General features: G+C 53.8%; 25 protein-coding genes. 5 read left to right on the top strand and 20 right to left on the bottom strand.

The genetic code is table 11. From position 1 onward, the window contains the following. Positions 1–13: 13 nt before the first annotated feature. The 8 genes from ACFSB2_RS01300 to ACFSB2_RS01265 form a co-directional block, all read right to left on the bottom strand. A complete protein-coding gene (locus ACFSB2_RS01300; RefSeq protein WP_377940733.1) occupies positions 14–715 on the bottom strand; it encodes a PIG-L deacetylase family protein in 702 nt (233 codons plus the stop codon). Positions 716–772: 57 nt separating this feature from the next. Further along, positions 773–1,084: a DUF1806 family protein gene (locus ACFSB2_RS01295; RefSeq protein ID WP_377940731.1), complete on the bottom strand. Its 312-nt coding sequence runs from the start codon at positions 1,082–1,084 to the stop codon at positions 773–775. A 141-nt stretch (positions 1,085–1,225) separates the two neighbouring features. Further along, the gene (locus ACFSB2_RS01290; RefSeq protein ID WP_377940729.1) at positions 1,226–2,095 is read right to left on the bottom strand and encodes a metallophosphoesterase family protein; all 870 of its coding nucleotides are present in this window, start codon (positions 2,093–2,095) and stop codon (positions 1,226–1,228) included. Positions 2,096–2,130: 35 nt separating this feature from the next. Further along, positions 2,131–2,712: an HAD family hydrolase gene (locus tag ACFSB2_RS01285; RefSeq protein ID WP_377940727.1), complete on the bottom strand. Its 582-nt coding sequence runs from the start codon at positions 2,710–2,712 to the stop codon at positions 2,131–2,133. Between the two features lie 104 nt (positions 2,713–2,816). Then, positions 2,817–4,325 (bottom strand): carboxypeptidase M32, encoded by a 1,509-nt coding sequence (locus tag ACFSB2_RS01280; RefSeq protein WP_377940725.1) that lies wholly within the window; start codon positions 4,323–4,325, stop codon positions 2,817–2,819. 67 nt (positions 4,326–4,392) lie between these two features. Next, the gene (locus ACFSB2_RS01275; protein WP_377940724.1) at positions 4,393–5,502 is read right to left on the bottom strand and encodes a phosphodiester glycosidase family protein; all 1,110 of its coding nucleotides are present in this window, start codon (positions 5,500–5,502) and stop codon (positions 4,393–4,395) included. A gap of 117 nt (positions 5,503–5,619) precedes the next feature. Further along, positions 5,620–6,447 (bottom strand): sulfurtransferase, encoded by an 828-nt coding sequence (locus tag ACFSB2_RS01270; protein ID WP_377940723.1) that lies wholly within the window; start codon positions 6,445–6,447, stop codon positions 5,620–5,622. A 112-nt stretch (positions 6,448–6,559) separates the two neighbouring features. Next, positions 6,560–7,339 carry an SDR family NAD(P)-dependent oxidoreductase gene (locus tag ACFSB2_RS01265; RefSeq protein ID WP_377940721.1) on the bottom strand — a complete coding sequence of 260 codons (780 nt, stop codon included), beginning with the start codon at positions 7,337–7,339 and terminating at the stop codon, positions 6,560–6,562. Positions 7,340–7,448: 109 nt separating this feature from the next. Here ACFSB2_RS01265 and ACFSB2_RS01260 point away from each other — a divergent pair, with 109 nt between their 5' ends. Beyond that, positions 7,449–7,772 (top strand): hypothetical protein, encoded by a 324-nt coding sequence (locus ACFSB2_RS01260; protein ID WP_377940720.1) that lies wholly within the window; start codon positions 7,449–7,451, stop codon positions 7,770–7,772. A 120-nt stretch (positions 7,773–7,892) separates the two neighbouring features. On the opposite strand, the gene ACFSB2_RS01255 is transcribed toward ACFSB2_RS01260, so the two are convergent. After that, on the bottom strand, positions 7,893–8,810 hold the full coding sequence (locus tag ACFSB2_RS01255; protein WP_377940718.1) for a hypothetical protein: 918 nt from the start codon (positions 8,808–8,810) through the stop codon (positions 7,893–7,895). Between the two features lie 195 nt (positions 8,811–9,005). Here ACFSB2_RS01255 and mnmA point away from each other — a divergent pair, with 195 nt between their 5' ends. Next, positions 9,006–10,115, top strand: coding sequence for a tRNA 2-thiouridine(34) synthase MnmA (gene mnmA / locus ACFSB2_RS01250; protein ID WP_377940717.1), 1,110 nt, complete (start codon positions 9,006–9,008; stop codon positions 10,113–10,115). A gap of 125 nt (positions 10,116–10,240) precedes the next feature. Here the strand turns inward: mnmA and ACFSB2_RS01245 are convergent, their stop codons facing one another. From ACFSB2_RS01245 to ACFSB2_RS01235, 3 genes are all read right to left on the bottom strand, one after another. Further along, positions 10,241–10,393, bottom strand: coding sequence for a hypothetical protein (locus tag ACFSB2_RS01245; protein WP_377940715.1), 153 nt, complete (start codon positions 10,391–10,393; stop codon positions 10,241–10,243). Next, complete coding sequence (locus ACFSB2_RS01240) at positions 10,383–10,517, bottom strand: hypothetical protein (RefSeq protein WP_377940714.1); 135 nt, start codon at positions 10,515–10,517, stop codon at positions 10,383–10,385. The genes ACFSB2_RS01245 and ACFSB2_RS01240 overlap by 11 nt, the downstream gene beginning before the upstream one ends. Before the next feature lie 282 nt (positions 10,518–10,799). Beyond that, positions 10,800–11,426, bottom strand: a complete 627-nt coding sequence (locus tag ACFSB2_RS01235) for an ECF transporter S component (RefSeq protein ID WP_377940713.1) — start codon at positions 11,424–11,426, stop codon at positions 10,800–10,802. A gap of 341 nt (positions 11,427–11,767) precedes the next feature. Here ACFSB2_RS01235 and ACFSB2_RS01230 point away from each other — a divergent pair, with 341 nt between their 5' ends. Then, the gene (locus tag ACFSB2_RS01230) at positions 11,768–12,682 is read left to right on the top strand and encodes a DMT family transporter (RefSeq protein WP_377940712.1); all 915 of its coding nucleotides are present in this window, start codon (positions 11,768–11,770) and stop codon (positions 12,680–12,682) included. 16 nt (positions 12,683–12,698) lie between these two features. Here the strand turns inward: ACFSB2_RS01230 and ACFSB2_RS01225 are convergent, their stop codons facing one another. Together ACFSB2_RS01225 and ACFSB2_RS01220 are read right to left on the bottom strand one after the other, a co-directional pair. Then, positions 12,699–13,544 (bottom strand): energy-coupling factor transporter transmembrane component T family protein, encoded by an 846-nt coding sequence (locus ACFSB2_RS01225; RefSeq protein ID WP_377940711.1) that lies wholly within the window; start codon positions 13,542–13,544, stop codon positions 12,699–12,701. Positions 13,545–13,547: 3 nt separating this feature from the next. Then, positions 13,548–15,377 (bottom strand): ABC transporter ATP-binding protein, encoded by a 1,830-nt coding sequence (locus ACFSB2_RS01220; protein WP_377940709.1) that lies wholly within the window; start codon positions 15,375–15,377, stop codon positions 13,548–13,550. A gap of 119 nt (positions 15,378–15,496) precedes the next feature. Between ACFSB2_RS01220 and ACFSB2_RS01215 the strand changes: the two genes are divergently transcribed. After that, entirely contained in the window at positions 15,497–16,390 is an 894-nt protein-coding gene (locus tag ACFSB2_RS01215; protein ID WP_377940708.1) for a LysR family transcriptional regulator, read from the top strand. 130 nt (positions 16,391–16,520) lie between these two features. Here ACFSB2_RS01215 and ACFSB2_RS01210 read toward each other — a convergent pair whose 3' ends face one another. From ACFSB2_RS01210 to tkt, 6 genes are all read right to left on the bottom strand, one after another. Next, entirely contained in the window at positions 16,521–17,471 is a 951-nt protein-coding gene (locus ACFSB2_RS01210; protein ID WP_377940707.1) for an aldo/keto reductase, read from the bottom strand. A 16-nt stretch (positions 17,472–17,487) separates the two neighbouring features. Further along, positions 17,488–17,679 carry a hypothetical protein gene (locus ACFSB2_RS01205; protein ID WP_377940706.1) on the bottom strand — a complete coding sequence of 64 codons (192 nt, stop codon included), beginning with the start codon at positions 17,677–17,679 and terminating at the stop codon, positions 17,488–17,490. Positions 17,680–17,726: 47 nt separating this feature from the next. Further along, positions 17,727–19,019 carry a replication-associated recombination protein A gene (locus tag ACFSB2_RS01200; RefSeq protein WP_377940705.1) on the bottom strand — a complete coding sequence of 431 codons (1,293 nt, stop codon included), beginning with the start codon at positions 19,017–19,019 and terminating at the stop codon, positions 17,727–17,729. A gap of 294 nt (positions 19,020–19,313) precedes the next feature. Further along, on the bottom strand, positions 19,314–20,222 hold the full coding sequence (locus tag ACFSB2_RS01195; protein ID WP_377940704.1) for a fumarylacetoacetate hydrolase family protein: 909 nt from the start codon (positions 20,220–20,222) through the stop codon (positions 19,314–19,316). A gap of 16 nt (positions 20,223–20,238) precedes the next feature. Further along, positions 20,239–21,675 carry an aldehyde dehydrogenase family protein gene (locus ACFSB2_RS01190; RefSeq protein WP_377940702.1) on the bottom strand — a complete coding sequence of 479 codons (1,437 nt, stop codon included), beginning with the start codon at positions 21,673–21,675 and terminating at the stop codon, positions 20,239–20,241. 150 nt (positions 21,676–21,825) lie between these two features. Beyond that, complete coding sequence (tkt, locus tag ACFSB2_RS01185; protein ID WP_377940701.1) at positions 21,826–23,817, bottom strand: transketolase; 1,992 nt, start codon at positions 23,815–23,817, stop codon at positions 21,826–21,828. A 504-nt stretch (positions 23,818–24,321) separates the two neighbouring features. Between tkt and ACFSB2_RS01180 the strand changes: the two genes are divergently transcribed. Next, a partial coding sequence (locus ACFSB2_RS01180; RefSeq protein ID WP_377940700.1) for a glycosyltransferase family 39 protein occupies positions 24,322–25,500 on the top strand: 1,179 nt, incomplete at its 3' end.

The following is a 25,500-nucleotide window of genomic DNA, read 5'->3' as shown; positions in this document are numbered from 1 at the left end:
CCGACACGCGCTGTCAGATAAGTGTCCCCTTTTCTGTCAGCGCAGGGCCTAAACTATGAACAAAAAATTCAGTATCCGACAGGCGGGATAGACTTTGTTTTTCGCTTTTCCAAATCTCTTTATTCATGCCAGACTGCGTTTTGTGCGCGCGGAACGAAGCCAATTTCGCTTTTTTGTGGTCGCGAATTGAAATTTCCACCACTTGCTGCACTGGCTGCGGATGCACTGTGTAGACAGATGAATCCCCCGTCCAAGCCAAGTAAAACAGGCGAGGCACAAGCGCGCGCTCCAACTTTGCCGTGTATGTTTGATAAGCGCGTGTCGCCACTCGACCAATGGCGCAATGATCCGGATGGCCCCCTAGCGGATCGTGAAAAGTGATGATTGCATCTGGCGTTTCTTCCTGTAAAATCTCTTCTACACGGCTGGCCAACGCCACTTCATCCTGAATTTCCAACGTTTTGTCGCGCAAGCCCAACAGGACCAGCCGCTCGATGGACAACGCCTCACAAGCAGCCTGCAATTCCGCCTCGCGCAAACGAGCAATCGATTCCCGCGACGCGATAGGCGGCACACCCATGCGCCGACCCGCTTCGCCCAGCGTGGCGCAAACCAGCACTACGCGATGCCCTTCTTCCGCATACTTCGCCAACGTTCCTCCGCAGATGAACGATTCGTCATCCGGATGGGCAAAAACTGCCACAATGGTACTCAAACCACTCACCTCGTCACCTGATTTTCTATCGCAAACCTAAAACCAAACTGAAATGGTTTACATCGACAAAGGAACCGGACTCAAGACAACACTTTGCGCAATGCGCGACTGTGTATCATAGGCAGTACAGATGAGGCATGCATTCTCTTCGTAAAAATCTGTGATCTCGTTGAGTTGCACCATTCCTTCAGGGTCATCCCACGTCAGATAGACTCGATATGGGCCAGCGCCTTTAATGTGGCCAGCGCGGAACGCGACTTTTGCATTCCGTATGTATCCCTGCGGGTTGACTTCCAAGTGTACATACAATGTCAAACCCTGATGACGTTTGAGCCATGCTTCGGCGTCTTGAACAGACAAAGATTGCACGGTTTTCCCCCCTCATGAAACATCGTACATTCACGCATGCAGCGTCAGTTAAAACGCTCCATCCTTATTGTAACGTGATAGCAAGCGATACTCAAAAAATCCATATAAAAAGGTGACGCACCTTTGGGTCACGTCACCGCGCTACGTCGCTTGTTTCAGTTGTGCCACATATCCGTGAAAATCAAAGTTGCAGTCCAGCGACTTCAGCCAATCCTCAGTGACAATCGCCAGTTCTCCTGTCACAGTGTCGATCACGGCGATGCTTCCCGCTTGGACACTCCTGCGCTCCCCATCCCTTCGCAAGTCCACCAAAACAGCCAGACCTAGATAAGTCGTGCGCCCATAGTCGCGCGGACCATTCAGGTGATGATAATGCCCTGCTATCAAATAGCGCGGTTGTATCTGTTCGATGAGCGCAGAAATTTTCGCCGAACCTTGCGTTTCGCCGTGGTAGTTGGTACTGATGCCGTAAGGCGCATCATGTGTGACAAGGAGGTCAATCTCCCCAGGCCGATAGGCATACAATTTGCGATACATGGCTTCGTCAATGGAGCGTTCGTCGATTTCTCCAGTCTCAATGCCGCCCAAAACCGCAACACGCCAGCCCCCGACCTCCATCACCGCCCCATCGGAGACATAGGCAAATAAATCGAACGGATCGACAGGCGTCACCGTAGTTTGCCTTTCCATTTCCACCTGCTTCAACCAAGCAAAATCTTCATGATTCCCTCTGATGAAGTGAATGGGCGACGCCAGCTGTGCTCTGAGGGCACGGAGATCTGCAACAAGGTCGTCTTGCGCGTTCAGCATGCGGGAAAAGTCGAGCTGGGTCGAGTCCTGCAAAATGAACCGATTGTTCTTCAGCTCATCGTTGGGGTTCGGATATGCCCCCAAATCCCCGACTTGCAGCAAAAAATCCAATCTTTCTCCATGCTGTCGCTGCCATTCGCACACCGTGGCCAACGTCTGAAACACCCGTCCGTGAATGTCGCCAATCAAAGCGATTTTCATGGCCGCATCACCATCCTTCCATCAACCGACATTCGTTAATCCTGTGATAGCCCCATGAGATTGTGTTCACTGCCCGTGCTCGCCTGCAATACGCCCAGCGCTTGTGGCACATCAGCTACGTCCCACACGGGCACAATCCACGGTGGAGATTGTACAGGTGTTGTCTCATCACGCCGAGCAGCAACCGCAGGGTTCTTCAGCCATATGGCATGCAAGCCACTGCGATTGGCGCCCAAGATGTCGTTATCCCAGCTGTTTCCCACCATGACCGCCTGATGTGCCTGGATGCCAAGTGCGTTGAGCACCAATTCGAACACGACGGGATCAGGCTTCTCAGGCTTATTGTCATCCAATTCTGACTGCGTTGCATAAATGAATGTGAAATAGGACGCAATCCCCAGCCGTTCCAACAACCGTCGCGCCGCATCGCTGTCGCTTGTGGCAGTATTGCTCAGGACCGCTTGCACACATCCCGATTGCCGAATGGTCTCCAGCGTTTCCACCACACCTGAACGGAGTGCAATTTCCATGCACAAATCGAGCGGTTGCAAGTCTTGTCCACCATTGGGCGGTGTGACCAACGTTTCGCCCAAATCCCAAATGACATGTGTCAACATACGACCCATCTCCTTCTTGTTTGGATTTGCTTGACCAAAGGCACAGCGCGTCGGTCCCTGATATGTGCCCTTGGTCATCACTGCCCGTCTTGCGATGGTGCTCTTTACAGCCGATAAATTGGAGAGAACTTCTCCCTCAAATAGGCAACCAAATACTGACCTGTGAGTGGCTCACCAGTCACTTTTTGCACCAGTTCATCAGGCTGCAACACGCGGCCATATTGATGGATCTGTTCACGCAGCCACTCGCGAATGACCAGTAAGTTGCCAGCGCGAATCTCGTCGTCCAAATTTGGAATCGCTTTGAGCAAAGTATGCCGGAACTGCGCCGCATACAGGTTCCCCAACGCGTAAGACGGAAAATAGCCGAAGTCGCCGCCCGACCAATGCACGTCCTGCAACACGCCATGCGCGTCATCTGGCGGTGTGACGCCGAGGTATTCCTCCATTTTCTCGCGCCACAGTTGCGGCAAATCGGCCACTTGATACTCGCCGCCAATGAGTCCTTTCTCCAGTTCGTAACGGACCATGATGTGCAGATTGTATGTGACCTCATCCGCTTCGATGCGAATCAGAGATGGTTCGACGTGATTGATATAAGCGTAAAACGCCTCGAGGCTCGCCTTGTTGAACACATTCGGAAAGGCGGTTTGCAACAGCGTATAGTAACGTTCCCAAAACGGCAGAGAGCGGCCAATCATGTTTTCCCAGAACCGCGATTGCGACTCGTGAATCCCCATCGATGTCCCCATAGACAACGATGTGCCAATCAAATCAGGCGAAATGCCCTGTTCGTACAGCGCGTGGCCGCCTTCGTGAATGGTCCCAAACAAAGTTGGGCGGAGATCGTGGAGATCATAATGTGTCGTCACACGCACGTCATAGCGGTTGAGGGTGATTTCAAACGGGTGCACTGTGCTGTCGATACGGCCAGCGCCAAAATCGTATCCCATCACTTCCAGCACTTGACGATTCAACGTTTTTTGCTGTTCAAACGCATACGCTGTCGTGAACAGCTTGCCGTCGTGGACAGGACCTTTTGCCGTGATGGCCTGGACGAAAGGAACCAAATCCCGGCGCAAATCGCCAAATACGGCATCGAGGTGTGCCACAGTCATCCCCGGCTCGTACTGATCTAACAGCAGATCGTATGGGTGCTCTGCGGCGCCCCAGTGCTCGATGAATTGTTTTTTCATCACGATGATTTTTTCCAGATAAGGTTGAAATGACGGAAAGTCGTTTGCAGACTTGGCATCTTCCCACACCGATTGCGCTGTGGACGTCAACACGCGGTATTCGTGCAACAATTTCTCTGGAATTTTATGCATCAAATCGTACGACTTCTTCTCTTCCCGCACCAGCGCTTGATCCACTTGCGAGAGCGCGTTGAACACGGCTGGTTCAGACAGCTCATTCAACCACTCGCCGATGTCCGCCGAAGTGGACAATGCATGCGCCTTGGCAGCCAGCGTCGCGATGGCTTCCGCACGCAAAGCGTGACCCTTTTTCGGCGCCCCTGTCCGCAGATCCCACTCCATCAGGGACAATGCCTCATTGAAATGCGTGATTTCACGAATTCTTGCTTTGAGTTGTGTCAACGATTCACTGGTCATATCGTCACCCCGTCATACATAGTCAAGCCTGTCTATTATAGCAAAAAAAGGAGGAGCCAGGATAGGCTCACTCCCCTGCCGCTTTGGCCGCCTGCTCGGTCGGAAAGACCATCCAGGCATCAGGCAAATGACGCTGTCCGTTTGGATCAATCGTCGAGGGTGAATTGATGATTTTGCCGTTATCGTACATGACCGATGAAGAACCGCCGTCCATCGCGCAGGCATTGACCGCATGATACCGCAACATGATGTCCATCACTTGGCGCTGAGTCGCCCCAATGGAGCCGCCATGCAATCGTCCATTGATGACCACGAAGATGACCGTACCGTCCTTGGCCTGGCCAATGGCCGTACGGGGATCAGCTCCCCAACCGCCATCCCCTTCCGTGATGGTCGGTTTACCGTTGACCACAAGTTCCGGGTGAAACTGCATGGCATCACGAACACCCAGTTGGTTTAACTCACTTGTGCTGTAGTCCCCCATGACCAGGACGCCGTCACTTGTAAACCCAACGGTCGCCCAACTTGCGGTCTCCTTGGACGCTTGCATCGTCTGCCCGTTGACATATTCCAAACCGACTGGAATCCCACCCCAGCCGTTGCCATTGGGATCCTCAAAGCCGCTGGCATTGATGCCTGCCACCGCGCTGACGCGTTTCGCCATATCTGTGATATATTCGCCCATAGCCCCTTCGACATGCGCAGGCACCAGGCGCACCAAGCGTGGATCATGCACGAGCATCACATAGCCGTTGTACCCGTTCTCGCTCAAATGGTGGAGTTCAATCGGCGGCTGCGACGCGTCATTGCCATCTCCGATACTTTGCGATGCTTGGGCCGGCGGCACATGAATATTTTCCATCGCCGCCTGCTGCACTTTGATGCCATTCAAATTGCGCAGTAAAGTGTCGTATTCTTTGGCTGTCGTCAAATAGCGCGCCAAGTGGTCATGGCGCGTCGCAATGATGGTTTCCGCCGCGAACAACCGCCAATGCGTGCCAAACGGCGTGCCGAACGCAACCCCGACCACCCCGCCAACCAACACGACAATGCCTATCAATATACTGAAAATGCGTGTAGCTACGCGGCGACGCAAACGACGGCTGTTTTGTTTTCGTCGATCCCGACGCGACAGCGGCGCATTTTTCCCCTGACTGTTTTTCCGCGAATTCGCCAAAGCTCGCCCTCCTCTGAATCAAAGCGATGGGGCTCCATAAGCTTAGACGACAGCGAACGACATGATGTTACAAAACCAGGATAAATCGCGAGACCACGAGCGACAATGATTTGAAATCTATGACTTCGCAACTGGATTTTCCCGATAAGAGATCCAGTCACTCCAACTTCCTGCATATAGGCGCACAGTTTTTGCCCCTGCCAGTTTCAAGGCAAAAATGTCGGCACAAGCGGTCACGCCGGAGCCACAATAGACGACGATGGGCAGTTTTTCCGCCAGCACTTCGCTGAACCGCGCTTTTTGCATGCGCTCCGCTTTCCACATTCCTTTTTCATTCAGCCCATTTTGCCAGGGGTAGTTGACCGCGCCTGGAATGTGACCGGCAACAGCATCGATTGGCTCCACTTCTCCGCTGTATCTGTCGTGTGCGCGCGCGTCAATGAGAATGGCGTCCGCTTGCCCAGCCACGATACGCCGCACCTCCTGCGCATCCACCACCCAGCCATGCTGAATGTCGGGATCGTAATCCCTGTCGACGAGCGGCGGCGCCTGTGTGGAACATGGGTACCCTGCATCCAACCACGCCTGATAACCGCCATCGAGCACCAGCACGTCATCTAAACCCACATAGCGCGCAAGCCACCACGCGCGCGTCGCCATGCCCTCGCCGCTGTCATACACGACCACAGTCGAAGTGTCTGTGACACCCGCATGCCCCAATTTATTGGCGAACACATCGAGGTCAGGCAGCGGATGGCGTCCGCCATGTTCATGCTTGGGTGAGGATAAATCGCGTTCCAAATCAAAATAATAGGCGCCCGGAATATGCGATTTTTGATACATTTGGTTGCCCCAATCTGGGTCGCTTAACCGGAAACGACAGTCCAGAATCACCAAATCAGATTCGGCAAGGCGCTGGTGAAGCTCATCTGCACCGATTAACATATTGTGGAATCCTCCTGTCAGACCGTTCTGCATGCCTTACACAATCTTGAAACTGCGGGACTCAAAAATCCATAAAGGGCGGTCAGCGACCCGTTCACTTCACACGAGTGATTCAACTTTTGCGCGCTACGCGTTTCGCATCTGCTTGATCTATGGTTTTGACGATCATCTCATCGATGTTCACATGCGCTTTGCGCGTCGCGGCGAACAAGATGCAATCTGCCACATCCTCTGCCGTCAGCGGACGCACGCCCTCGTATACCTGCGCTGCCTTGTCGTTATCGCCATGATAACGGACCACGCTGAACTCTGTCTCCACCATCCCAGGGTCAATACTCGTGATGCGAATCGGTTTGCCCAAGAGTTCCTGGCGCAGCGCGCCTGTGATGGCCCGAACAGCGAACTTCGACGCGCAGTAGACACCGCCACCAGCATACGCTTCATGTCCTGCGATGGAACCGATGTTGATAATGTGGCCAGCGCCGCTGGCGACAAGATGCGGTACCAGACGCTTCGTCATCCGCAGCAACCCCAACACGTTCGTATCGAGCATCAATTCCCAGTCGGTCTCGTCGGCGTTTTCATCGATGTTGTCGATACCAAGGGCCTTCCCTGCATTGTTGACCAGCACGTGCACCGTCTGGTAATGCTGAAGTACGCCCTCAATGAAGGACTCCACACTGCTGACATCTGTGACATCAAGCGCGGCTGCGAACGGGCGTGCACCCGTGCTTTGCTCGATTGCTTGCACGAGCCCCTCCAGCTTGTCTTGGCGGCGAGCGCCAACAGCCAATTGGAAGCCCGCGTCGGCCAACGCCAAAGCGGTCGCATAGCCAATCCCTGAACTTGCGCCTGTCACAATCGCGACTTTTCCCTCGCCTGAAATTGCCATCTCACATCTCCCTTTCTGCGAACTGGGCTATGGTCACTATCACAAACGTGCGCCGCCCCCATACAATGCACCATCCAAGTGACATCGTTGTAGAAGGAGGCAGCTGTTTATGGCCTGCCCTGAAGTGATTACAGGTTCAGTCGTCATTCCCGGTGAAGACTACGAACGCATTCAACGCGCGGCCGCAAACGGACAGAACCTCTGGCGCTTAAGTCCGGTTCGCACGGCGCAAGAGGTCGGCACCATCCATCTCGGCCTGCGGACCAATGACGCCTATACATTTGTTGAACAATACCGCGATACAGACAGCGGACTCATGCACGCAGTGGTTCGTGTCAAACATCGGTCATGCACCTATCTAGTGGAATTATACCAACCTGAGCAGCAAGGGCGAGGAGGAATTTGGGTCGTCGAAAGCATCCGTGAAGCATAATTGCGTCATGACACAACATGTGCACTCAACACACGACCGCAAACGCTTAGCGGTCGTGAAGGCATTCTGCGACCAAATCCAGCCTCCCACCCAGGAATGATTTGTAAAAACACACCTGTGCTACCGCTGCTTTTCCCACATCGAAGGCGGCAGTTTCCCCACCGACTCCAGCAGCAAATCGTACAAGTTCATCTGTAAGACCTGCTCCAGCGGCAGTTCCAGTTTCGTTGCGATGTCGCCAATTGTGCATTGTTCCTTGCGCAGCGTGCGCATCGCCTTTTCCCACTGCTGGAGGTGCGGACCGTGATAGTCGATCAAAAACGTCCATTTTTCCTCGTCCAACAGCATGCACGCATTCAGCATATCGGAGACGATGTCGACCGTCGCCCCTTGCGCGCCCTTCTCGAACAACCGTTGCCGGAATATCGTTTTGATAAGGGCCTCTTCGGAAAACTCCATCAAAAATGGCGGCATGATGTAGCCGACAGGCAACTTCGCACGGGCGGCTTGCATCTGTTCGACCCGATCCTGCTTGGCAAGGCGAATGACCGTGCGGATGCGCTCCAGCTCTTCCTCGTACTCCTCTGGATTTTTCGCCTCAACCGGCAACTCAAATCCCCAAGGCACATTTGCGCGCTGGCCGCCAGCAATGCGCGTAGGACGGCCGACGGTATAGGTGACCATGTGGTCGTACACCGGCTTGCCTACACCGATGAACAAAAATAAAATGGATTCACCGCGAATGGGCTCGTACGAGTGACCAGCAGCGACCATATTCTGGAGAAAACGCTTGGTATTCGCCATATCGCGGTACTTGCCCAAATACAAGCTGGCCTTGAACGCACTGGACAACCGTCCCTTATCTGTCCCCCGCAACGCGATGACACGTCCCGCCTGCGCGACATCCCAGCCTTGCTCTTCATAGCAGATCCGAATAAACTTTTCGATGTTATCCAAATGCGTATCAATGGGCACGACATCGTGCAGCAGTTTCAATCGCGGGTGTTCCGTGATGGCCGATTTATCGAGATCAAACATGGATATACCACCTTTCGCATGACAGAAAAAACTTTGGATAAAGCCGTTGCGGAGTAACCCAACTGTCGCAAAGCAACATGAGAAACAGGACAGATGGGCGACCGCACATCACTGAAGACAAGCTGACAACTTTCACGATAGCACAAATCAAGACGTACTTGTTGATTGTACAAGGACGTATCGGAGGTGGACAAGATGCCAGCCAATCATCAGACAACTCGGGTTGTCGTCGGCATGTCTGGCGGCGTGGATTCATCTGTGAGCGCGCTGTTGCTCAAAGAACAGGGCTACGACGTCATCGGCATCTTCATGAAAAATTGGGATGACACAGACGAGTTGGGGCACTGCACGGCGACAGAGGACTTTGAAGATGTCGCGCGCGTATGCGAACAAATTGGCATTCCATATTACGGCGTAAATTTTGAACGCGAGTATGAGCAACGCGTCTTTCAGCATTTTTTGACCGAGTACGAAAAAGGACGCACGCCGAACCCGGATGTGCTCTGTAACAAAGAGATCAAATTCAAAGAATTGTTGCAGCGGGCGCTGGAGCTGGGGGCGGATTACCTAGCGACAGGACACTATGCACAGGTGCGAACCCATGACAGCGGGCTTGTGGAACTCGTGCGCGGCAAAGATGCCAACAAAGATCAAACCTATTTTTTGCACACGTTGGATCAAGCGCCGCTCCGACAGGCCATGTTTCCCATCGGCCACCTGGAAAAAAGCGCTGTCCGCGACATCGCGCGGGGGCACAACTTGGCCACAGCCAGCAAGAAAGACAGCACAGGCATCTGCTTTATCGGCGAGAAGAACTTCAAGCACTTTTTGAGCAACTACCTGCCAGCGCAGCCGGGCGTCATTGAAGACACCAACGGGGTTGTCGTCGGCCAGCACGAAGGCTTGATGTACTACACGATGGGGCAGCGGCGCGGCATTGGCATCGGCGGCCAACATGACCGCACAGGAGCGCCTTGGTTTGTGGTGGACAAGGATTTGGCGCGCAATGTCCTGATTGTGGCGCAAGGGCAGGATCATCCGCGCATGTTTGCGACCAGTCTCACCGCGAGCCAACTCTCATTTGTCAGCGGCCAGGCGCCTGCATCCAGTTTCCGTTGCACGGCCAAATTCAGATATCGCCAAACGGATCAGGCGGTGACGGTGCACATGCGTGGAGAAGATATTTGTGAAGTGATTTTTGACGAACCGCAACGGGCCATCACACCTGGGCAGTCTGTCGTCTTTTACCACGACGAGATCTGCTTGGGCGGCGGCGTCATCGACACGCGGGTCATCGGCGTGTGAATTTGACCAGTTCACATACCCTGTAAATAAAGTCGATACTTTGGTGCTGCGCCATCCGCGCTGCTCCGATTGACTGGCATTTTCATGGTTCTGCTGGTGCGGGGTGCATCACGCATGGCGGTCTATCAAAAAAGTTGTCTTTTTCGATCCGGCACGTCCATCGAAGCTTGCCGACAAAAATGCCGACCGAACGGGTGCGCGCTTTGCCCCATCAGGTCGGCGTATTGTTCTGCTGCGCGATACGCCTTTGTAAGGCGCACGAGTGATTTACCATACACTTTCGCGCTCCCGTTCCCAAGATGCTTCGCAGTCTGGACACAGCCATGTTGTTGGATTGCTGTCCGCTTCTATCTGTTCGCCGCATACGGTACATTGCTGTTCATGCTGTTGTTCCGCGTCCATGTTCGCACCTCCCTTGCCTCAATATAAAAACCATTGTAATGCCAGATGGCGGTGAACTCAATAGAAATTTCTGAACATTTTAATAGGCGACCAGGCGCGATGCGCCTCGCACCAGTAGCATCATGAAAATACCAGTCAATCAAGGCATCACGAATGACGTGGCACCAAGGTGCCGATTTCATTTACAGGACACAGATACAGGACACAGGTGATAAAACAAAAGCGCTGTTCAAAGTCGACCTGCGCCATGGCCGCTTGGAACAACGCTGAAAAAAATCAGATTTATGATATCCGCGATTTACGATTGGATCGAACAATGCCCAAGTAAGCTGCGACGATGGCTGTCGTCAAAATCGCAGAGACAACCGCTTCGGGCAGACCCTGGACAAGAGAAATGGTCGCCAGTGAGGCGAATGTGACAGGAAAGAACAGATATACGGCACCGAGCACCAAAATGGTGTTCACTGCAGAACCGACAAAGCCGGTGACGAGCAATGACACGAGACGCCATGACCGATTCTTTCCCCGCGCCAACAAGGCGTAGACGAAATAGCTGATAACTCCGATGAGAATCCGCGGTATGACGGAAACCAATGGATCTTTAAACCAGACATTCGATGCGTGCAAAAAGGACGAGGCACCGAATACGAGCCCGACAAATCCCCCCGCCAGCGGTCCTTCGAGGACGGCGGCCAAAATGGTGGGCACTTGCAAAATGGTCGCATTCCCAGCGGCAGTCGGAACTGGAATGTAGCCGAGCGGCGTCAGACTCAGCAAAATGCTGATGGCTGCGAGAACGGCGGTGATGACCAGGCTCCTCGTGCGGGATCTCGACTTTGCCACAACAGATTGTTGCACTGGTGCAACCGATTGAATATTCGATGTGTCTTGACGTTTTGGAGATTCCATCCAAAAACTGTCCCCCTTCAGGTGGAACGTTATGGTTGGCGCAGTTCGACTATACCGAACATTGCCTTGTCGTGTCTAGGGGCCATATGTAAAGCGCATTTGATCACGGTCCCCGAACATCCGTGCCGCAAAATTGATCCACTGACAGACTTGCCTGTGGTGTTATACTGTGCAAGGATGTTTTTCGATATCCGAAACATGATGATAGACCGCCATGAGTGATGTATCCCGCAGCAGCAGAGCCATGAAAATGCTAGTCAATCATGGCATCGCGCATGGCGCGGCACCAAGGTACCGATTTCTTTTACAAGCTAGGCGTTTTGGTAAGGAGGCGCAAGCGAGTGCAGACAAAATGGCTGACCGCGCTCTACATCTTCATCCTGGTTGTCCTGTGGGGCGTGTCATTCTCGATTTACAAAGTGGCGCTCCACTATTCACCGCCCGTTTTGTTTGCGGGGATACGCACATTCTTCGGTGGCATTATCTTACTTTGTATCGCGTTGATGCAGCGGCGCAGACCGCAGGTGAGGAAACACTTTTTTGTCTACCTCATATCGGCCTTGTTCAATGTGTTCTTGTTCTTCGGCCTGCAGACGCTCGGTCTCAACTATTTGCCCGCGGGCCTGTTTTCCGTGCTGGTCTATCTAGAACCTGTCTTGGTCGGTTTGTTTGCCTGGCTGTGGCTTGGCGAACAGATGTCGTGGACCAAAGTCATCGGCCTCATCTGCGGTTTTCTCGGCGTTGCGGCCATCAGCGCTCGCAGCTTGACCAGCCATTTGTCAGTCATCGGGATCATCCTCGGCATTTTGACAGCCATCGGCTGGGGCATTGGCACCGTTTACTCCAAAAAGGCGCAGGAACGCGTCGACATGATGTGGCTCTTGACCTGTCAATTTCTCATTGGCGGCTTTTTGTTGATGTGTGCAGGCAGCGTGATGGAACCTTGGACGAGCGTGGACTGGACGGCCATGCCCTTTATCCTCTCCACCCTGTTCGGCGGATTTTTTGGCATCGCCTTCTCGTGGATCATCTGGTTTCGGCTTGTCAACATGGGGGAAGCAACCCGTATCGCGGCATTCACCTTTTTTGTGCCGCTGATTTCTGTGCTGACCAGTGTTTTGTTTTTGCATGAAACGGTCAATGAGTGGCTGATTGTCGGCTTGATTTTGATCATCGTCGGCATTTATCTGACGAACAAGCAAAAAAAGGCGAAGTCGCCTGCCACTCCGCCCATTCAACATCAACAAACACTTTAATCCGAATGCATGGGGATCAGCGCAAATGCCACCCCCACGTACACCAAGCGAAGAACCCAACGACGATGACGGATGCGACAAGCGAAATGGCGTCCGTCTTGCGTCCCTCCAGTGATACGTAGGACGTCCGTTTTTGTCCCGGCCGATAGCCGCGCACCTCCATGGCCATGACCAGTGTTTCACCGCGATGCAATGCCCCGACGAACAAAGGGATGAGAATCGGGAACACGCTTTTGGTCCGTCTGATGATTTGCCACCAGCGCGCAGTCCCGAAATCCGCGCCGCGCGCTGCCTGAGCTTTCATCAACCGCTCCGCCTCTTCCCCCAACAAGGGCACAAACCGCAGCGCAATGGTCAACATCATGACGATGTCGCCAACTGGAATGCGCGCGAAACGCAACGGCGACAACACTTGCTCCAACGCATGTGTGAGATTGGACAGCGATGTGGACAAAGTCAGCAAGCTGACCAGCCAGACAATGCTCAAAAAGCGCGTGACAGACAAAAGCGCAAGCGCGATGCCCCCCGTTGTCACTCGCAACCAACCTGCATGCACCAACACAGTGGCATCTGGGCCGGATCGCGCAAACAAAATCTCAAAAATCAACATGATGCCAATCAGCGGCACCGCTGGACGAACGCCGGAAAGCGCGTAACCGAGCGGCAATTTTGCCAGCAAAAACAACACAGTTGTCAGTAGCAACAAAACAAATTGAATGATGATGGATGAAAAAGCACTGACCGCAAAGACCCACAACACAAAACAGAGCAGCTTTATCCGTGGATCCAGGCGATGAATAAAGGAATCGCGCGGCACGTAACGGCCAATGGTGATATAGCGAGTCAGTTCGAAATTGGCCACGCTCTATATCCCTCCCTTGTCGCGCAGACACAGCGACCCAAGCCAAACAAGCGCGTGCGCTGGCATAAGTGGCAGCGGTGATGGCAACGGCAGATGCGCCGCCCTGCAGACGGATTGGACATAGGCAGGCGCCTCTGGCAAATCAAAGCCAAGCGCGGTCACCTCATCTGGGTGGGACAACCACTCTGCTGGCGAGGCCGCCAGAACCAGTTGGCCGTGGTCCAGCACCAACACCTTGTCCGCCAACTCAACCACCTCTTCCAATTGATGCGTGACAAAGATGATGGTCATGTGCCGCTCATCGCGCAGCCGCCGCAGCATTTGGATCAGCTCGCGCCGAGCGAGCGGATCCAATGCGGCAGTCGGTTCGTCCAACACCAATATCTCCGGATTTTGCGCCAACACACTGGCCGTGGCAACCTTGCGGCGTTCGCCGCCGCTGAGCGCGAACGTGGGCCTGTCCCGCCAACTGAAATCGAGATTGACCAGTTCCATCGCCGCTTGAACCGCTTGACGCGCTTCCGGAACACTGGCGCCAAAGCGGAATGGCCCATACGCAATTTCGTCCCCCACCAGCGTTTCAAAAATTTGCGCCTCCGACTTTTGAAACAACATGCCCACACGCTGCCGCAACTGCCGCGCGCTCTGTTTTGCAGCGCCGTCCAGCCCAAGTACCGTGACCACACCTGGTTCCGCCTGATACAAGCCGTTCAAATACAAACCAAGCGTCGACTTGCCCGATCCCGTCGCACCGACAATGGCCGCAATCTCTCCACGGTCAATCGTCAGCGAAACGTCGCTTAACGCCTGTGTCTCAAGCGGCGTTTTCCGCATGTAGACGTGATGAAGATGAGCCACCTCCACCACCTTGGCCACAATGTCAACGGGTTCATCTGCTGTATGACGCTCTGGCGGATCGATATCGTCTATCTGGTCGTCACTTGCTGCATTGATATCAGCACCGACTGATTTTTTGGCCAACCGGGCGACAAATTCTTCTGGCGCAATCAGCCCCAAATTGTCTTCATTCAAACCCCGTTCGCGCAGTAGACGGGCGACTAAAGCCTGCATAGGCACCTCCAAATGAAGTTCCTTTACTTTCTCCTCCTGCAGGAACAGTTCATTCGGCGTCGTGTCCATCGCCAAATTGCCTTTGTCGAACACCAATACACGCTGGGCGTCGATCACTTCGTCCATATGGTGCGTGATGGTGATCACCGTGTGACCAGACGCGGCCAATTCGCGCATCAGGGCGCGGATTTCACGACGGCCGATGGTATCGAGCATGCTCGTCGCCTCATCGAAGATAAGGCAGGTTGGCCCGGCTGCGATGACACTGGCAATGGCCACGCGCTGCTTTTGGCCGCCAGAGAGCAGATGCGGCTCACGCATGCGGTAAGCCCACATACCGACGCGCTGTAGCGCCGCTTCGACGCGTTCGTGCATCTCAGCATGAGGGATATTCAAATTTTCCAGGGCAAATGCGACATCCTCTTCGACCACCGTGGCGACGCTTTGCGAATCAGGGTCCTGAAACACAAGCCCAACTACCTGCGGCAGCCGTCCTGTGGCCACATACGTCTCCACAGGCTCCCCCTGAAGATGAACCGTGCCAGCCGTCGCGCTCAAGAGGCCAGTCATCAGCTTGGCCAGCGTCGACTTCCCACTGCCATTGTGACCGACAATGGCGACATACTCCCCTTGCTGGATTTGAAACGAGACGTCGCGCAGCGCATAAGTTGTCGCAGTCTCGTTTAGGCGGTCGTCATTGCTGGAATACATATAATCGACATGATGAAATTGAAATAACGGGCAAGCATCGTTCACAGACATCTTCCTTTGCTCGCAATCTAACCTGACTCATTATAAATGAACGAGCAAAACAAATCAGTTTTTTGTTGGTTCGCCGTACGCGGTGCTATAATGCATAGAGCTTGTTCGGAGGGATTTCGTTGGATACAAAAGATCTTCAACTTTTTCTCGCCGTCACACGAAACAAATCGATTTCGCGGACAGCGGAACAACTGTTCATGTCACAATCCACCGTGACCACACGACTGCAGCGGCTAGAGCGCGACGTTGGGTACAGTCTCTTTGACAGAATGCCAAACGGCGTTCAACTGACGAAATTCGGCGCGCGTTTTTTGCCTTTGGCAGAGCAGATGCTCGCCATTGAGCAGATGATGATGGAACCATCGGGCCAACGGACTGAAACCTTGCGCGTGATGTCCGGCAGAGCATTTGTTTCCACAGATGTGCCGATGTGCCTACACAAAATGCTGCAAACAGAAGAAGTTCGCCTCACGGTGCGCATGGGCATGTACGATGACATGGTCGACGCTTTGATTGGCCATCAAGTCGATTTTTGTTTTCTGGGAGAACCCATCTATCATCCGCACGTCCGGTTGATTTCCTTTCCCGATGACGCCATCGACTTGGTCGTCCACCAATCACATCCATTTGCCCGCGATTTTCCAGGACTGCATGCGGTACACAACGAACCGCTCATCGCTTTTAGCGACTCCACGGCGCCTTTTCGCAGGCGGATCATGGTGTTGCTCGCCAAACACGACGTGTTTCCGGAAATTCGCATGGAGCTCGACAGCATCGACGGCATCAAAGCCATGGTCGGGCAAGGGTTGGGTGTGTCCTTCTTGCCCAGGCGCACGCTGCACGACGCCAAGAGCAAAGGTTACGTCGCCATTCCCATTCCATTGGAAGGGTTTACACGGCCGACTTTGCTCGCTTACCCCGACGTGCTGGAGGACAAACCGTTAACCAAACGGTTCATCGAGGTCGTGAGCGAACATTATCAGCACCAAGCGAGGTTTCATCAGGAGCCGTAAAGTGGACAAAGAGAACGAACGGACACGGTGTGATCGAAATAAAAACGGCTTCGGATCAGGACTGCTTTATCCAGTCCGTCACCTTAGCCGTGTATATGCCGTTGATGGATCAGCGGGTCACGTGTGGGCGTCAGGCATTTGTGTGTTCCGTTTGCTTCCAGGCTTGCGGGTGCTGATCGTTGACAAAGTCAAAATCTGCCGCTTGCGCGTTGGTCACAACTTGATTGGGATCTTTACAGCCTGGAATCACGCACGTCACAGCCGGATGTTGCAAACACCAAGCCAAGGCCCAACTGGCCATCGGTGCGCCTTCCGGCACCTCGCTCTGTGCGATGCGTTCCACTTCTTTGAGCCGCGCTTCCACCTGTTCCTTGTCGTGGCGAGATCTCACATCGTTTTCGGGGAACACAGCGCCAGGCTTGTACTTGCCGCTCAAATAGCCGCTGGCCAGGGGAACACGGGCCAAAACACCGAGGTCTTGTCGCTCACATGACGCGAACACCCGTTTTTCTGGCGTCTGATCCAGCCGATTGTAGACGACCTGAATGGCCTTGGCGTTGACTTTTGTCGCACTGTCCGTTTGGTGGATGTTGTCGTTGCTCCCGATGGAAATGCCCAGATTGCGAACTTTCCCCGCTTCGACTTGCTTCTCGAGCATGGTCCAAAGCTCATCGTTGTCAAATACTTCATCCGGTCCCGAATGAAACTGATACAAATCCACATAGTCTGTGCGCAGCGATTTGAGGGATTCCTCCAGTTGTATTTGCACCTCTTGCGCAGACCAGAAGTTCTTGCCGCTCTTGTTCCCCTCCAAGTGATTGTGACCGAACTTGGTGGCAATCACCCATTGGTCCCTGCTTTTGCGACCATCGATGTACTGGCCGATGAACTGCTCCGACAGATGATGACCGTAGCATTCAGCCGTGTCAATGAGATTGATACCGTTTTCATACGCAGTATCCAAAATGGCATCCACTTCCGCTTGGTTAAAATCCTTCCCCCAAGCGCCGCCAAACTGCCAAGCGCCTACACCGACAACGGAGACTTTCAATTCGGTCTTTCCCAGACGACGATATTTCATCTTTCAGATCTCCCTTCTAAACTGGTGCCCAAAATCGTCTTGCGCCAAGAGGAATGTGAAATCTATCAAATTGAATGACTTCACAAGTCCCTTTTCGTGCCGCGCCATCCGCGATGCCCTGGTTGGCGGGCATGTTGATGATGTTACGAGCAGGACGCATCGCGCATGGCGCTCTAGTACCAGTATAGAAAGTCAAAAACATTGCCACAAGAAGTGACCTCATCTATCGTTAGTTACCTCAAGGCAAGTGGGTGTTCATTTTGAGCGCTTCTGCCGAATCCACCGATATCTGTCGGCAAACTGTTTTTCCTGCCCGATTTCCTTCGGGAAAAAGTATTGGGCGCCCTTCAGCGCATCGGGGAGATATTGTTGGTCAACCCACCCTTCTGGGTAATCATGTGGGTACTGATAATCCACCCCTCTGCCCAACTTTTTCGCGCTGGCGTAATGGGCGTCCTTCAGATGCAAGGGAATATCGCCAAGATGCTTCGAATGTAAATCGCTTTGCGCCGCGCCAATCGCCGCTGTCACGGAATTCGATTTCGGCAGCAAGCACAGCTCCATCACAATCTTCCCCAATGGCAAGGCGGCTTCCGGAAAACCAAGCCGTTCAGCCGATTCGATGGCGGCAACCACATGTGAAGTCGCCGCCGGAAATGCGAGCCCGATGTCTTCATCGGCGACGCAGAGCAGGCGGCGCGTGAGCCCTATCAAGTCCCCAGACTCCATCAGGCGGGACAAATAATGCAGCGCCGCATCGACGTCACTGCCCCGCAAACTCTTATGAAAAGCGCTCAACAAATCATAGTGCCCGTCCCCATCTTTATCAGAAGAAAAACTTCTTTTTTGCAGGCACTCGACGGCAATCTCGTATGTGATGTGAATGACGTCGTCATCGTCCTCATCGGTCGACTGCACCGCAATTTCCAGGGCGTTGAGCGCTTTGCGCATATCTCCGCCGCACGTCTGCGCGATATGCGCCACAGAAGCTTCCTCGATTTGCACCGTATATTTACCAAGGCCTCTGTCGGCATCAGAGAGCGCGCGCCGAATGCCTTCCGCAATGTCTTCTGGTTCCAGCGGCTTTAACTCCAGTATCTGACACCGACTGCGGATGGCGGGGTTGACGTCGTGATACGGATTCGCCGTCGTGGCCGCCACCAAAGTAATCAATCCGTTTTCCGTAAATGGCAACAAGTAATCTTGTTGTTTCTTGTTAAAGCGATGAATCTCATCGAGAAACAACAACGTTTGGCCATACGCCTTTGCGTTCTCCACAATGGTTTCCACATCTTTCAGCCCTGCGTCGACCGCGTTCAATTGGGCAAAAGGAAGCTGGAGCGTGTTGGCCAATGCGTGGGCAATCGTCGTCTTCCCCGTTCCGGGCGGTCCATAAAGCAAGATGGAGACCGGTCGGTTTGCCTTCACCATCCGATATATAAATCTACCGGGCGCCAGTAGATGCTTTTGTCCAATCACCTCATCGATGGTGCGCGGCCGCATCCGATATGCCAGTGGCTCATTTCTCGCTGCTTCAAACAAAAACATGTCGATGCCCCTTTCACGCATGATGAAAGATGTGACGCGCACATCTGACCCCAGCTCATATCAAAATCAAAATAGGAATCGATGTTCCACATTCTCCGAGCACTTGCCACACTTCATTTTACCTTTCTCCACCACGTAGAACCACTATAGTTTCATTTGCCCGCACATCGCGATTTCACAAGCATCCCGCATAGGCCTTTATCTAAAAAAGCCCTCCTGGGGAATTTCACGTTGGTACGTGAAAAAGGCAGCCCATGTGCATGAGCTGCCTTTCCCTTTCGTGTCAGAGACTTATCAGATGGATGTCACTTTCATCTCAAGCGGCACCTCGACACGGTTGACCAACACCCCAATTGGCGAAATGGCGATCTCGATTGTGTCAGCGGCCTGCAGTGTAAAGTCATCTGGCGGAACGATACCTGTCCCCGTCAGCAGCACTGTGCCATCCTGAATCGGGTTGTCGCGCCGCAAATAGCTGATGAGTTCGGCGAAACTGCGGCGGAATTGCGAAAAGGAGACAACGCCTTCGAACGCGATGGCGTTGTCGCGGCGAATGACCAGTTCAATCTCCCACGTTTCAGGCTGTTCTCCGCCTGTGTTCCACAACAGCGCAGGTCCAAACGAGCAACTCTTGGCGAACACCTTTGCCTGTGGCAAGTACAAGGGATTTTCCCCTTCGATGTCGCGTGAGCTCAAGTCATTGCCAACCGTCCAGCCAACCAACTCACCGCCAGCAGACAGCACAAGCCCCAACTCCGGTTCAGGGACCATCCAACGCGAGTCTGAGCGCAAGCCAAGCGGCTTGCCAGGGGCGACCACGCGCGCATAAGTCGCCTTGAAGAACAACTCCGGCCTATCGGCGGTATAGACGCGATCATACACATTGTCTTTGATGGTCGTCTCTGCGTTGCGGGCCTCGCGGCTGCGCTCATATGTCACACCTGCCGCCCACACCTCCGGTGAAACCACCGGCGGCAAGAGTAAGCCATCGGCCTGCAACTGCGTATACGATACGGCGGAACCTTCGGCCAGTTTCGCTGCGGCGTGTGCCGGGGAAACGTCCAGCGCGCGCAGGGCGTACCACATGGCCAGCGGTTCCGTCCACTGTGGCACTTGGCGCGTGATGCTGTAGACAGCATCCCCCTCAAGCAATCCCAGTTGCACAGCGTCGTCTTGTGGATCCCGATAACGAATGGTTTTCACACGCGTTTCGCTCCTCTCAGCCGTAGTAGACGGCGCACGTTTTGATTTGGCTGTAAAAATCCAAGGAAGCCTGCCCTTGTTCACGTGTATGCGAACTCGACATCTTCATGCCGCCAAATGGCGCCTGATACTCAACGCCTGCGGTTTCCTGATTGACGCGCACCATACCGACCTCCGCCTCATCCAGAAAGCGAAGTCCTTTGCGCAAATCTTGTGTGAATACAGAGGCGCTAAGTCCATACATCGTGTCATTGCACAACGCCAGCGCAGCATCAAAATCGTCAGCGGGAAGCAGCGTCACCAACGGTCCAAAAACTTCCTCTTTCACCAGCGCGTGATCCTGCGCTACACCTGTGACGACCATCGGCAACACATAGTGTCCGCGCGCGATGTCGATGTCCGTCGTCGCCTTGGCCACCAATTCGGCTTCCTGTTCTGCCATCTGCACAAACTTCGTGACCTTCTCATATTGATCCGCCGATGCCACCGGGCCGAGATACGCTTTTGGATCTGACGCCAGCCCTAAATAGACGGATTTCAACCCTTCGCCAAGCGCCTCGCTGAACGCATCGAACAGCGCTGACTCGACGATCACGCGGCTGGTCGCCGTACACTTTTGCCCGGCGGATCGAAAAGCGCCGCTCAAGATGGCTGGAACCGCGACGGCCAAATCCGCATCAGCCAAAACGACGGCCGCGTTCTTGCCACCCATCTCGGTTTGATACTTGATGTTGCGCTGTGCAGCCATCGCCGCCACATGCATGCCCGTGGCCGTGGAGCCGGTAAAACTGAGGCCATCGAGTTCCACATCGGATAACAATGTATTGCCCACGTCTTTGCCTGCGCCAATCACCAGGTTCAACACCCCGGCAGGCAATCCGGCTGCTGCAAACACCTCGGTCACCCGCGTCGCTGTCAGAGACGCAATCTCAGCCGGTTTCCAAACGACGGTGTTGCCGCAGATGAGCGCCGGCGCAATCTTCCAAATCGGAATGGCGACCGGGAAATTCCACGGTGTAATGACGCCAACCACACCCAAGGGAACCCGCTTCGTATATTGCAGCGCCTGGGTCTGGCTGGCTGGGATGACGGTGCCAAAGGCGCGCGCGCCTTCTGCGGCATAGTAGCGCAGCAAATTGACGCCACGCATCACCTCGCCCTTCATTTCCGTAATCGGCTTCCCCATTTCTCGACTCGCGAGTTGGGCGATGTCCTCACTTTGTTGTTCGAGCAACACAGCCGCACGTTGCAGGATTTCACCCCGCTCCGGCGCAATGCGCTTGGCCCACGCGGACAGTGCCCGCCGTGCAGCGTGTCCCGCCTCCACCATGTCCTCGTGAAGCGAGAAATGGGCAACGCCCACCGTTTCATCCAAATCAGACGGGTTTTTCACGGTGACTTGTCCGCCTTTCGGCGTGATCCACTCGCCACCTACCCAGTTGCGTGACTCCATTCGAGCACCTCCACAATACTTGCTGGCAATCTATCTACGCTCCTAGTCTATTTCAGAATTTTGTGCCACACAAGGACAAACAAAAGTCGCCAGTGATCGATTGACCGACCAGTTGGCGACTTTTGTGCCTTTTTGCAATTGAAAGTGACTTTACTTCTGCAAAACAGCCTTCGCTTTGTTGTACACATTTTCAACCGTAAATCCGTACTTCTCAACGACAATGCCGCCAGGTGCAGATGCGCCGAATGTCTCGATGCCCAAGACCGTGCCAGCTGATCCGACATACTTGTACCAGCTCATCGGATGCGCCATCTCCACAGCGACCCGTTTGGTCAGGCTTTGCGGCAACACATTCGCCTTGTACGCTTCGTCTTGCTTCTCGAAGATTTCAAGCGACGGGAAACTGATGACCCGCACCTTGACGCCTTCGCTCGCCAATTTTTTGCCCGCCTCCAACACCAATTGCACTTCGGAACCAGACGCCAGCAAAGCGATGTCCGAGCCATCTTCGTGTTGGAACACGACATAGCCACCTTTATCAAAATCGGCCTTGTGCGCCTTCACTTCCGCCAACGTCGGCAACTTTTGTCGGCTCAGCGCCAGAGCAACGGGAGCATCCCGGTGTGTCAAGGCGTATTTCACCGCCAAGCCAGTCTCCGTGCCATCTGCCGGACGCAGCACGATCATGTTCGGAATCGCGCGGAATGAAGCCAATTGTTCCACCGGTTCGTGTGTCGGACCATCTTCCCCGACGGCGATGCTGTCGTGCGTCAGCACAAACAGCGCCGGTTGCTTCATGAGCGCGGACAAGCGGGCCGCCGGACGCAAGTAGTCGCAGAAGACGAGGAAGGTGCCCGCGTACGGGAAAATGCCGCCGTGCAAACACAACCCGTTCAACATTGCGCCCATTGCATGTTCACGCACGCCGTAGAACACGTTCTTGCCCGCATAATCCGGCTTGTCGAAGTGCTCGGAATCCTTGATCATCGTCATGTTCGATCCCGACAGATCCGCCGAGCCACCGAGCAATGTCGGCATGTGTGGCGCAATGGCGTTGATGACCTTGCCAAATGCGTCCCGCGTGGCCACTGCGTCGTTGAATTCCGGAATCACGCTGTCAAAGTCCACATCCGGGTTGCCAGCCAACACATTTTCAAGTGTCTTCGCATCCGCTGCGAACGCGTTTTTGTAAGCAGCGAACGTCTTGTTCCAGTTCGATTCATCTTCCAACAGCCGCGCCTTCAAATCGGCGAACAGCGAACGAACTTCCTCCGGCACGAAGAACGGTTCATAGTCCCAGCCATAGGTCTCTTTGGCCAACTTTAATTCATCGGCGCCCAACGGACTGCCATGCGCCTTCGATGTCCCTTGCTTGTTCGGCGCGCCATAACCGATGATGGTTTTGACTTCAATCAACGTCGGCGCGTCCGTGAATGTCTTCGCCTGGGCAATCGCTTGTTCGATCTCGTCCAAATTGTTGCCATCCTCGACGCGCAACACGTTCCACCCGTAAGCGCGATAACGCATCTTCACATCTTCTGTAAACGCCCAGTCGGTCGGCCCGTCCAAGGAAATGTTGTTGGAATCATACAGTACAATCAGTTTATTCAGTCCAAGGCGGCCAGCCAAAGAACTTGCTTCCCCAGAGATGCCTTCCATCAGGTCGCCATCACCGCAAAGCACATATGTATAGTGATCAAACAGTTCATGTTCTTCGCGATTGAACGTCGCTGCCATGAATCGCTCAGCCATTGCCAAGCCCACTGCGGACGCGAACCCTTGGCCGAGCGGACCAGTCGTCGTATCGACGCCAGGCGTATGGCCGAATTCCGGGTGACCTGGTGTTTTTGAACCCCATTGACGGAACGATTTCAAGTCATCAATTGACACATCGTACCCCGTCAAGTGCAACAGGCTGTACAACAACGCAGACCCATGACCTGCGGATAAAACGAACCTATCGCGATTCACCCAATCTGGATGGTCGGGATTGTACTTCATAAAACGACTCCACAGCACATACGCCATTGGCGCCGCACCCATCGGCAATCCTGGATGTCCAGAATTCGCCTTTTCCACTGTATCGATGGACAGTGTGCGAATCGTCTTTACTGCTAGTTGATCTTGTTCTGTAAACGGCATAACTCCACTCCATTCTCGGACCACGCAACATAGTCACTTGTTGATGAGCTTATCATACCACATTGCAGCATTTTCACTTATAACAAACGATGTTTTCTTGCGTGTTTCCGCAAGAAATCGAAGTATTCGTCTCCAGCCGGCGCATGAAAACGAATACTTCACATCTCGCTGTTCCGTTGCACCGGCGCCACAGTATCCCAACTGTCATTCCACAAACGGAAATAAGCCCGCCGCTTGCCGTTTTAAGTACAGTTCCTTCTTGCAGACAACCCCCCGCCAATGCGTGTACTATTTTCCATCTGATGAACGTACCTTAGTCCACGTGGACATTGTATCTCACAGCTTTCGCAGACACTGGATACGACCAAGGGCCAGGCCTTCTGATGTTCCTTTGCGCTCATCTGTTTGCTTGCCTTTTTCGTCGCCATTTTTCGATCCTCCCGTCGTGATCGATCCACCATATGCAGTTCGCTGTGGTTTGACAAAAACGAAAGGAGTTCCGCAATGGATGCCAGTGAAAACCGCAAACACAAACAGTGGATTTGGGATATCCTCGCGCTGAACCTCCTCTTTCGCGGCGTCTTTATCCTGTTTGTCCATCCGGCGCAAAAGGCGGATTTTTTGTGGTATTTCAATCACGCGAAAATGATGGCCGAAAACCAGGGATATGTTTGGGGCGGCCAACCGACAGCCTATTGGCCCATCGGCTGGCCCTTTTTTCTTTCGCTCATCTTCCGATTGACTGGCGCGCACATCCTCGTCGGGATGATCGTGAATGTGCTTTTGAGCACAGTCATTGTCTGGCTGGTTTACGCGCTCGCGCGCAACATCTTCCAATCAGAACCTGCCGCCCTTTGCGCAGCCATCGCGTACTCGCTGTTGCCGAGTCAAATCGAATGGAACGCGGTGCTGGGATCAGAAGCGCTGTTTACCGCACTCTTGCTCTTCTCGCTTTATCTATACGTGAAATCAGAGGCGCAACAAAGCGAAAAGCAGGCGTTTGGCTGGATTCTCCTGGCGGGCATCTCCCTTGGGTTCGCCGCCGATGTCCGTCCCATTCCGCTCTTTTTTCCGCTGTTTATCTTGTTGTATGAATGGCTGGTTTGGCGGCGGCGCTGGTGGACAAGTTTGCGGCGCGCGTTGGCGTTATGCGCCGCGATGCTGCTGGCCATTGCACCTGTGACCATCCGCAACGGACTGGCATTGCACCGCTTTGTTCTGATTTCCACCAATGGCGGTGTCAACCTGTGGCAAGGCACGCATACAAATGACGGCTATTTTTGGTCGTGGAATCCACAGGTGAATCCGCTGGTCAAAATTGCGGATGAAGTGCTCAAAAACAAGATCGCCAAAGAGATTGCGCTCAACCGCATCCTCGACGACATTGTGCTGACAATTGGGAATGGATTTTTGAAGATATATCACCTGTACAAGACAGATGTGAATGCGACATGGTATACGCTGCGCGTCATCCCTGCTTTCAAGCATTGGGTCGATCCCGTCAATCACTTGAACACGACTGCTTACTATCTATTGATGGCATTCGCGCTTATCGGACTCATCCAGTTCATCGCGCGCAGCAACGACAAGGCGCGAAGCGCCTGGTTGCCACTGGCGTTTATCCTCTACAACACATGCTTCTTTTTCTTCTTCCCGGCATGGGATCGCTTCCGTTATCCACTG

Source organism: Alicyclobacillus fodiniaquatilis, assembly GCF_042678105.1.
Taxonomy (GTDB): domain Bacteria; phylum Bacillota; class Bacilli; order Alicyclobacillales; family Alicyclobacillaceae; genus Alicyclobacillus; species Alicyclobacillus fodiniaquatilis.
Note: the sequence above shows the minus strand (reverse complement) of the source record. Positions and strands in the feature narration are given on the sequence as shown.

Excerpts from the sequence above, each read along its gene's own strand:
- ACFSB2_RS01235 (WP_377940713.1), bottom strand. The coding sequence starts at position 11,426 with ATGGAATCTCCAAAACGTCAAGACACATCGAATATTCAATCGGTTGCA.
- mnmA (WP_377940717.1), top strand. The coding sequence starts at position 9,006 with ATGCCAGCCAATCATCAGACAACTCGGGTTGTCGTCGGCATGTCTGGC.
- ACFSB2_RS01265 (WP_377940721.1), bottom strand. The coding sequence starts at position 7,339 with ATGGCAATTTCAGGCGAGGGAAAAGTCGCGATTGTGACAGGCGCAAGT.
- ACFSB2_RS01260 (WP_377940720.1), top strand. The coding sequence starts at position 7,449 with ATGGCCTGCCCTGAAGTGATTACAGGTTCAGTCGTCATTCCCGGTGAA.
- ACFSB2_RS01290 (WP_377940729.1), bottom strand. The coding sequence starts at position 2,095 with ATGAAAATCGCTTTGATTGGCGACATTCACGGACGGGTGTTTCAGACG.
- ACFSB2_RS01280 (WP_377940725.1), bottom strand. The coding sequence starts at position 4,325 with ATGACCAGTGAATCGTTGACACAACTCAAAGCAAGAATTCGTGAAATC.
- ACFSB2_RS01190 (WP_377940702.1), bottom strand. The coding sequence starts at position 21,675 with ATGGAGTCACGCAACTGGGTAGGTGGCGAGTGGATCACGCCGAAAGGC.
- ACFSB2_RS01220 (WP_377940709.1), bottom strand. The coding sequence starts at position 15,377 with ATGTCTGTGAACGATGCTTGCCCGTTATTTCAATTTCATCATGTCGAT.
- ACFSB2_RS01240 (WP_377940714.1), bottom strand. The coding sequence starts at position 10,517 with ATGGACGCGGAACAACAGCATGAACAGCAATGTACCGTATGCGGCGAA.
- tkt (WP_377940701.1), bottom strand. The coding sequence starts at position 23,817 with ATGCCGTTTACAGAACAAGATCAACTAGCAGTAAAGACGATTCGCACA.
- ACFSB2_RS01210 (WP_377940707.1), bottom strand. The coding sequence starts at position 17,471 with ATGAAATATCGTCGTCTGGGAAAGACCGAATTGAAAGTCTCCGTTGTC.
- ACFSB2_RS01270 (WP_377940723.1), bottom strand. The coding sequence starts at position 6,447 with ATGTTAATCGGTGCAGATGAGCTTCACCAGCGCCTTGCCGAATCTGAT.
- ACFSB2_RS01200 (WP_377940705.1), bottom strand. The coding sequence starts at position 19,019 with ATGTTTTTGTTTGAAGCAGCGAGAAATGAGCCACTGGCATATCGGATG.
- ACFSB2_RS01285 (WP_377940727.1), bottom strand. The coding sequence starts at position 2,712 with ATGTTGACACATGTCATTTGGGATTTGGGCGAAACGTTGGTCACACCG.
- ACFSB2_RS01255 (WP_377940718.1), bottom strand. The coding sequence starts at position 8,810 with ATGTTTGATCTCGATAAATCGGCCATCACGGAACACCCGCGATTGAAA.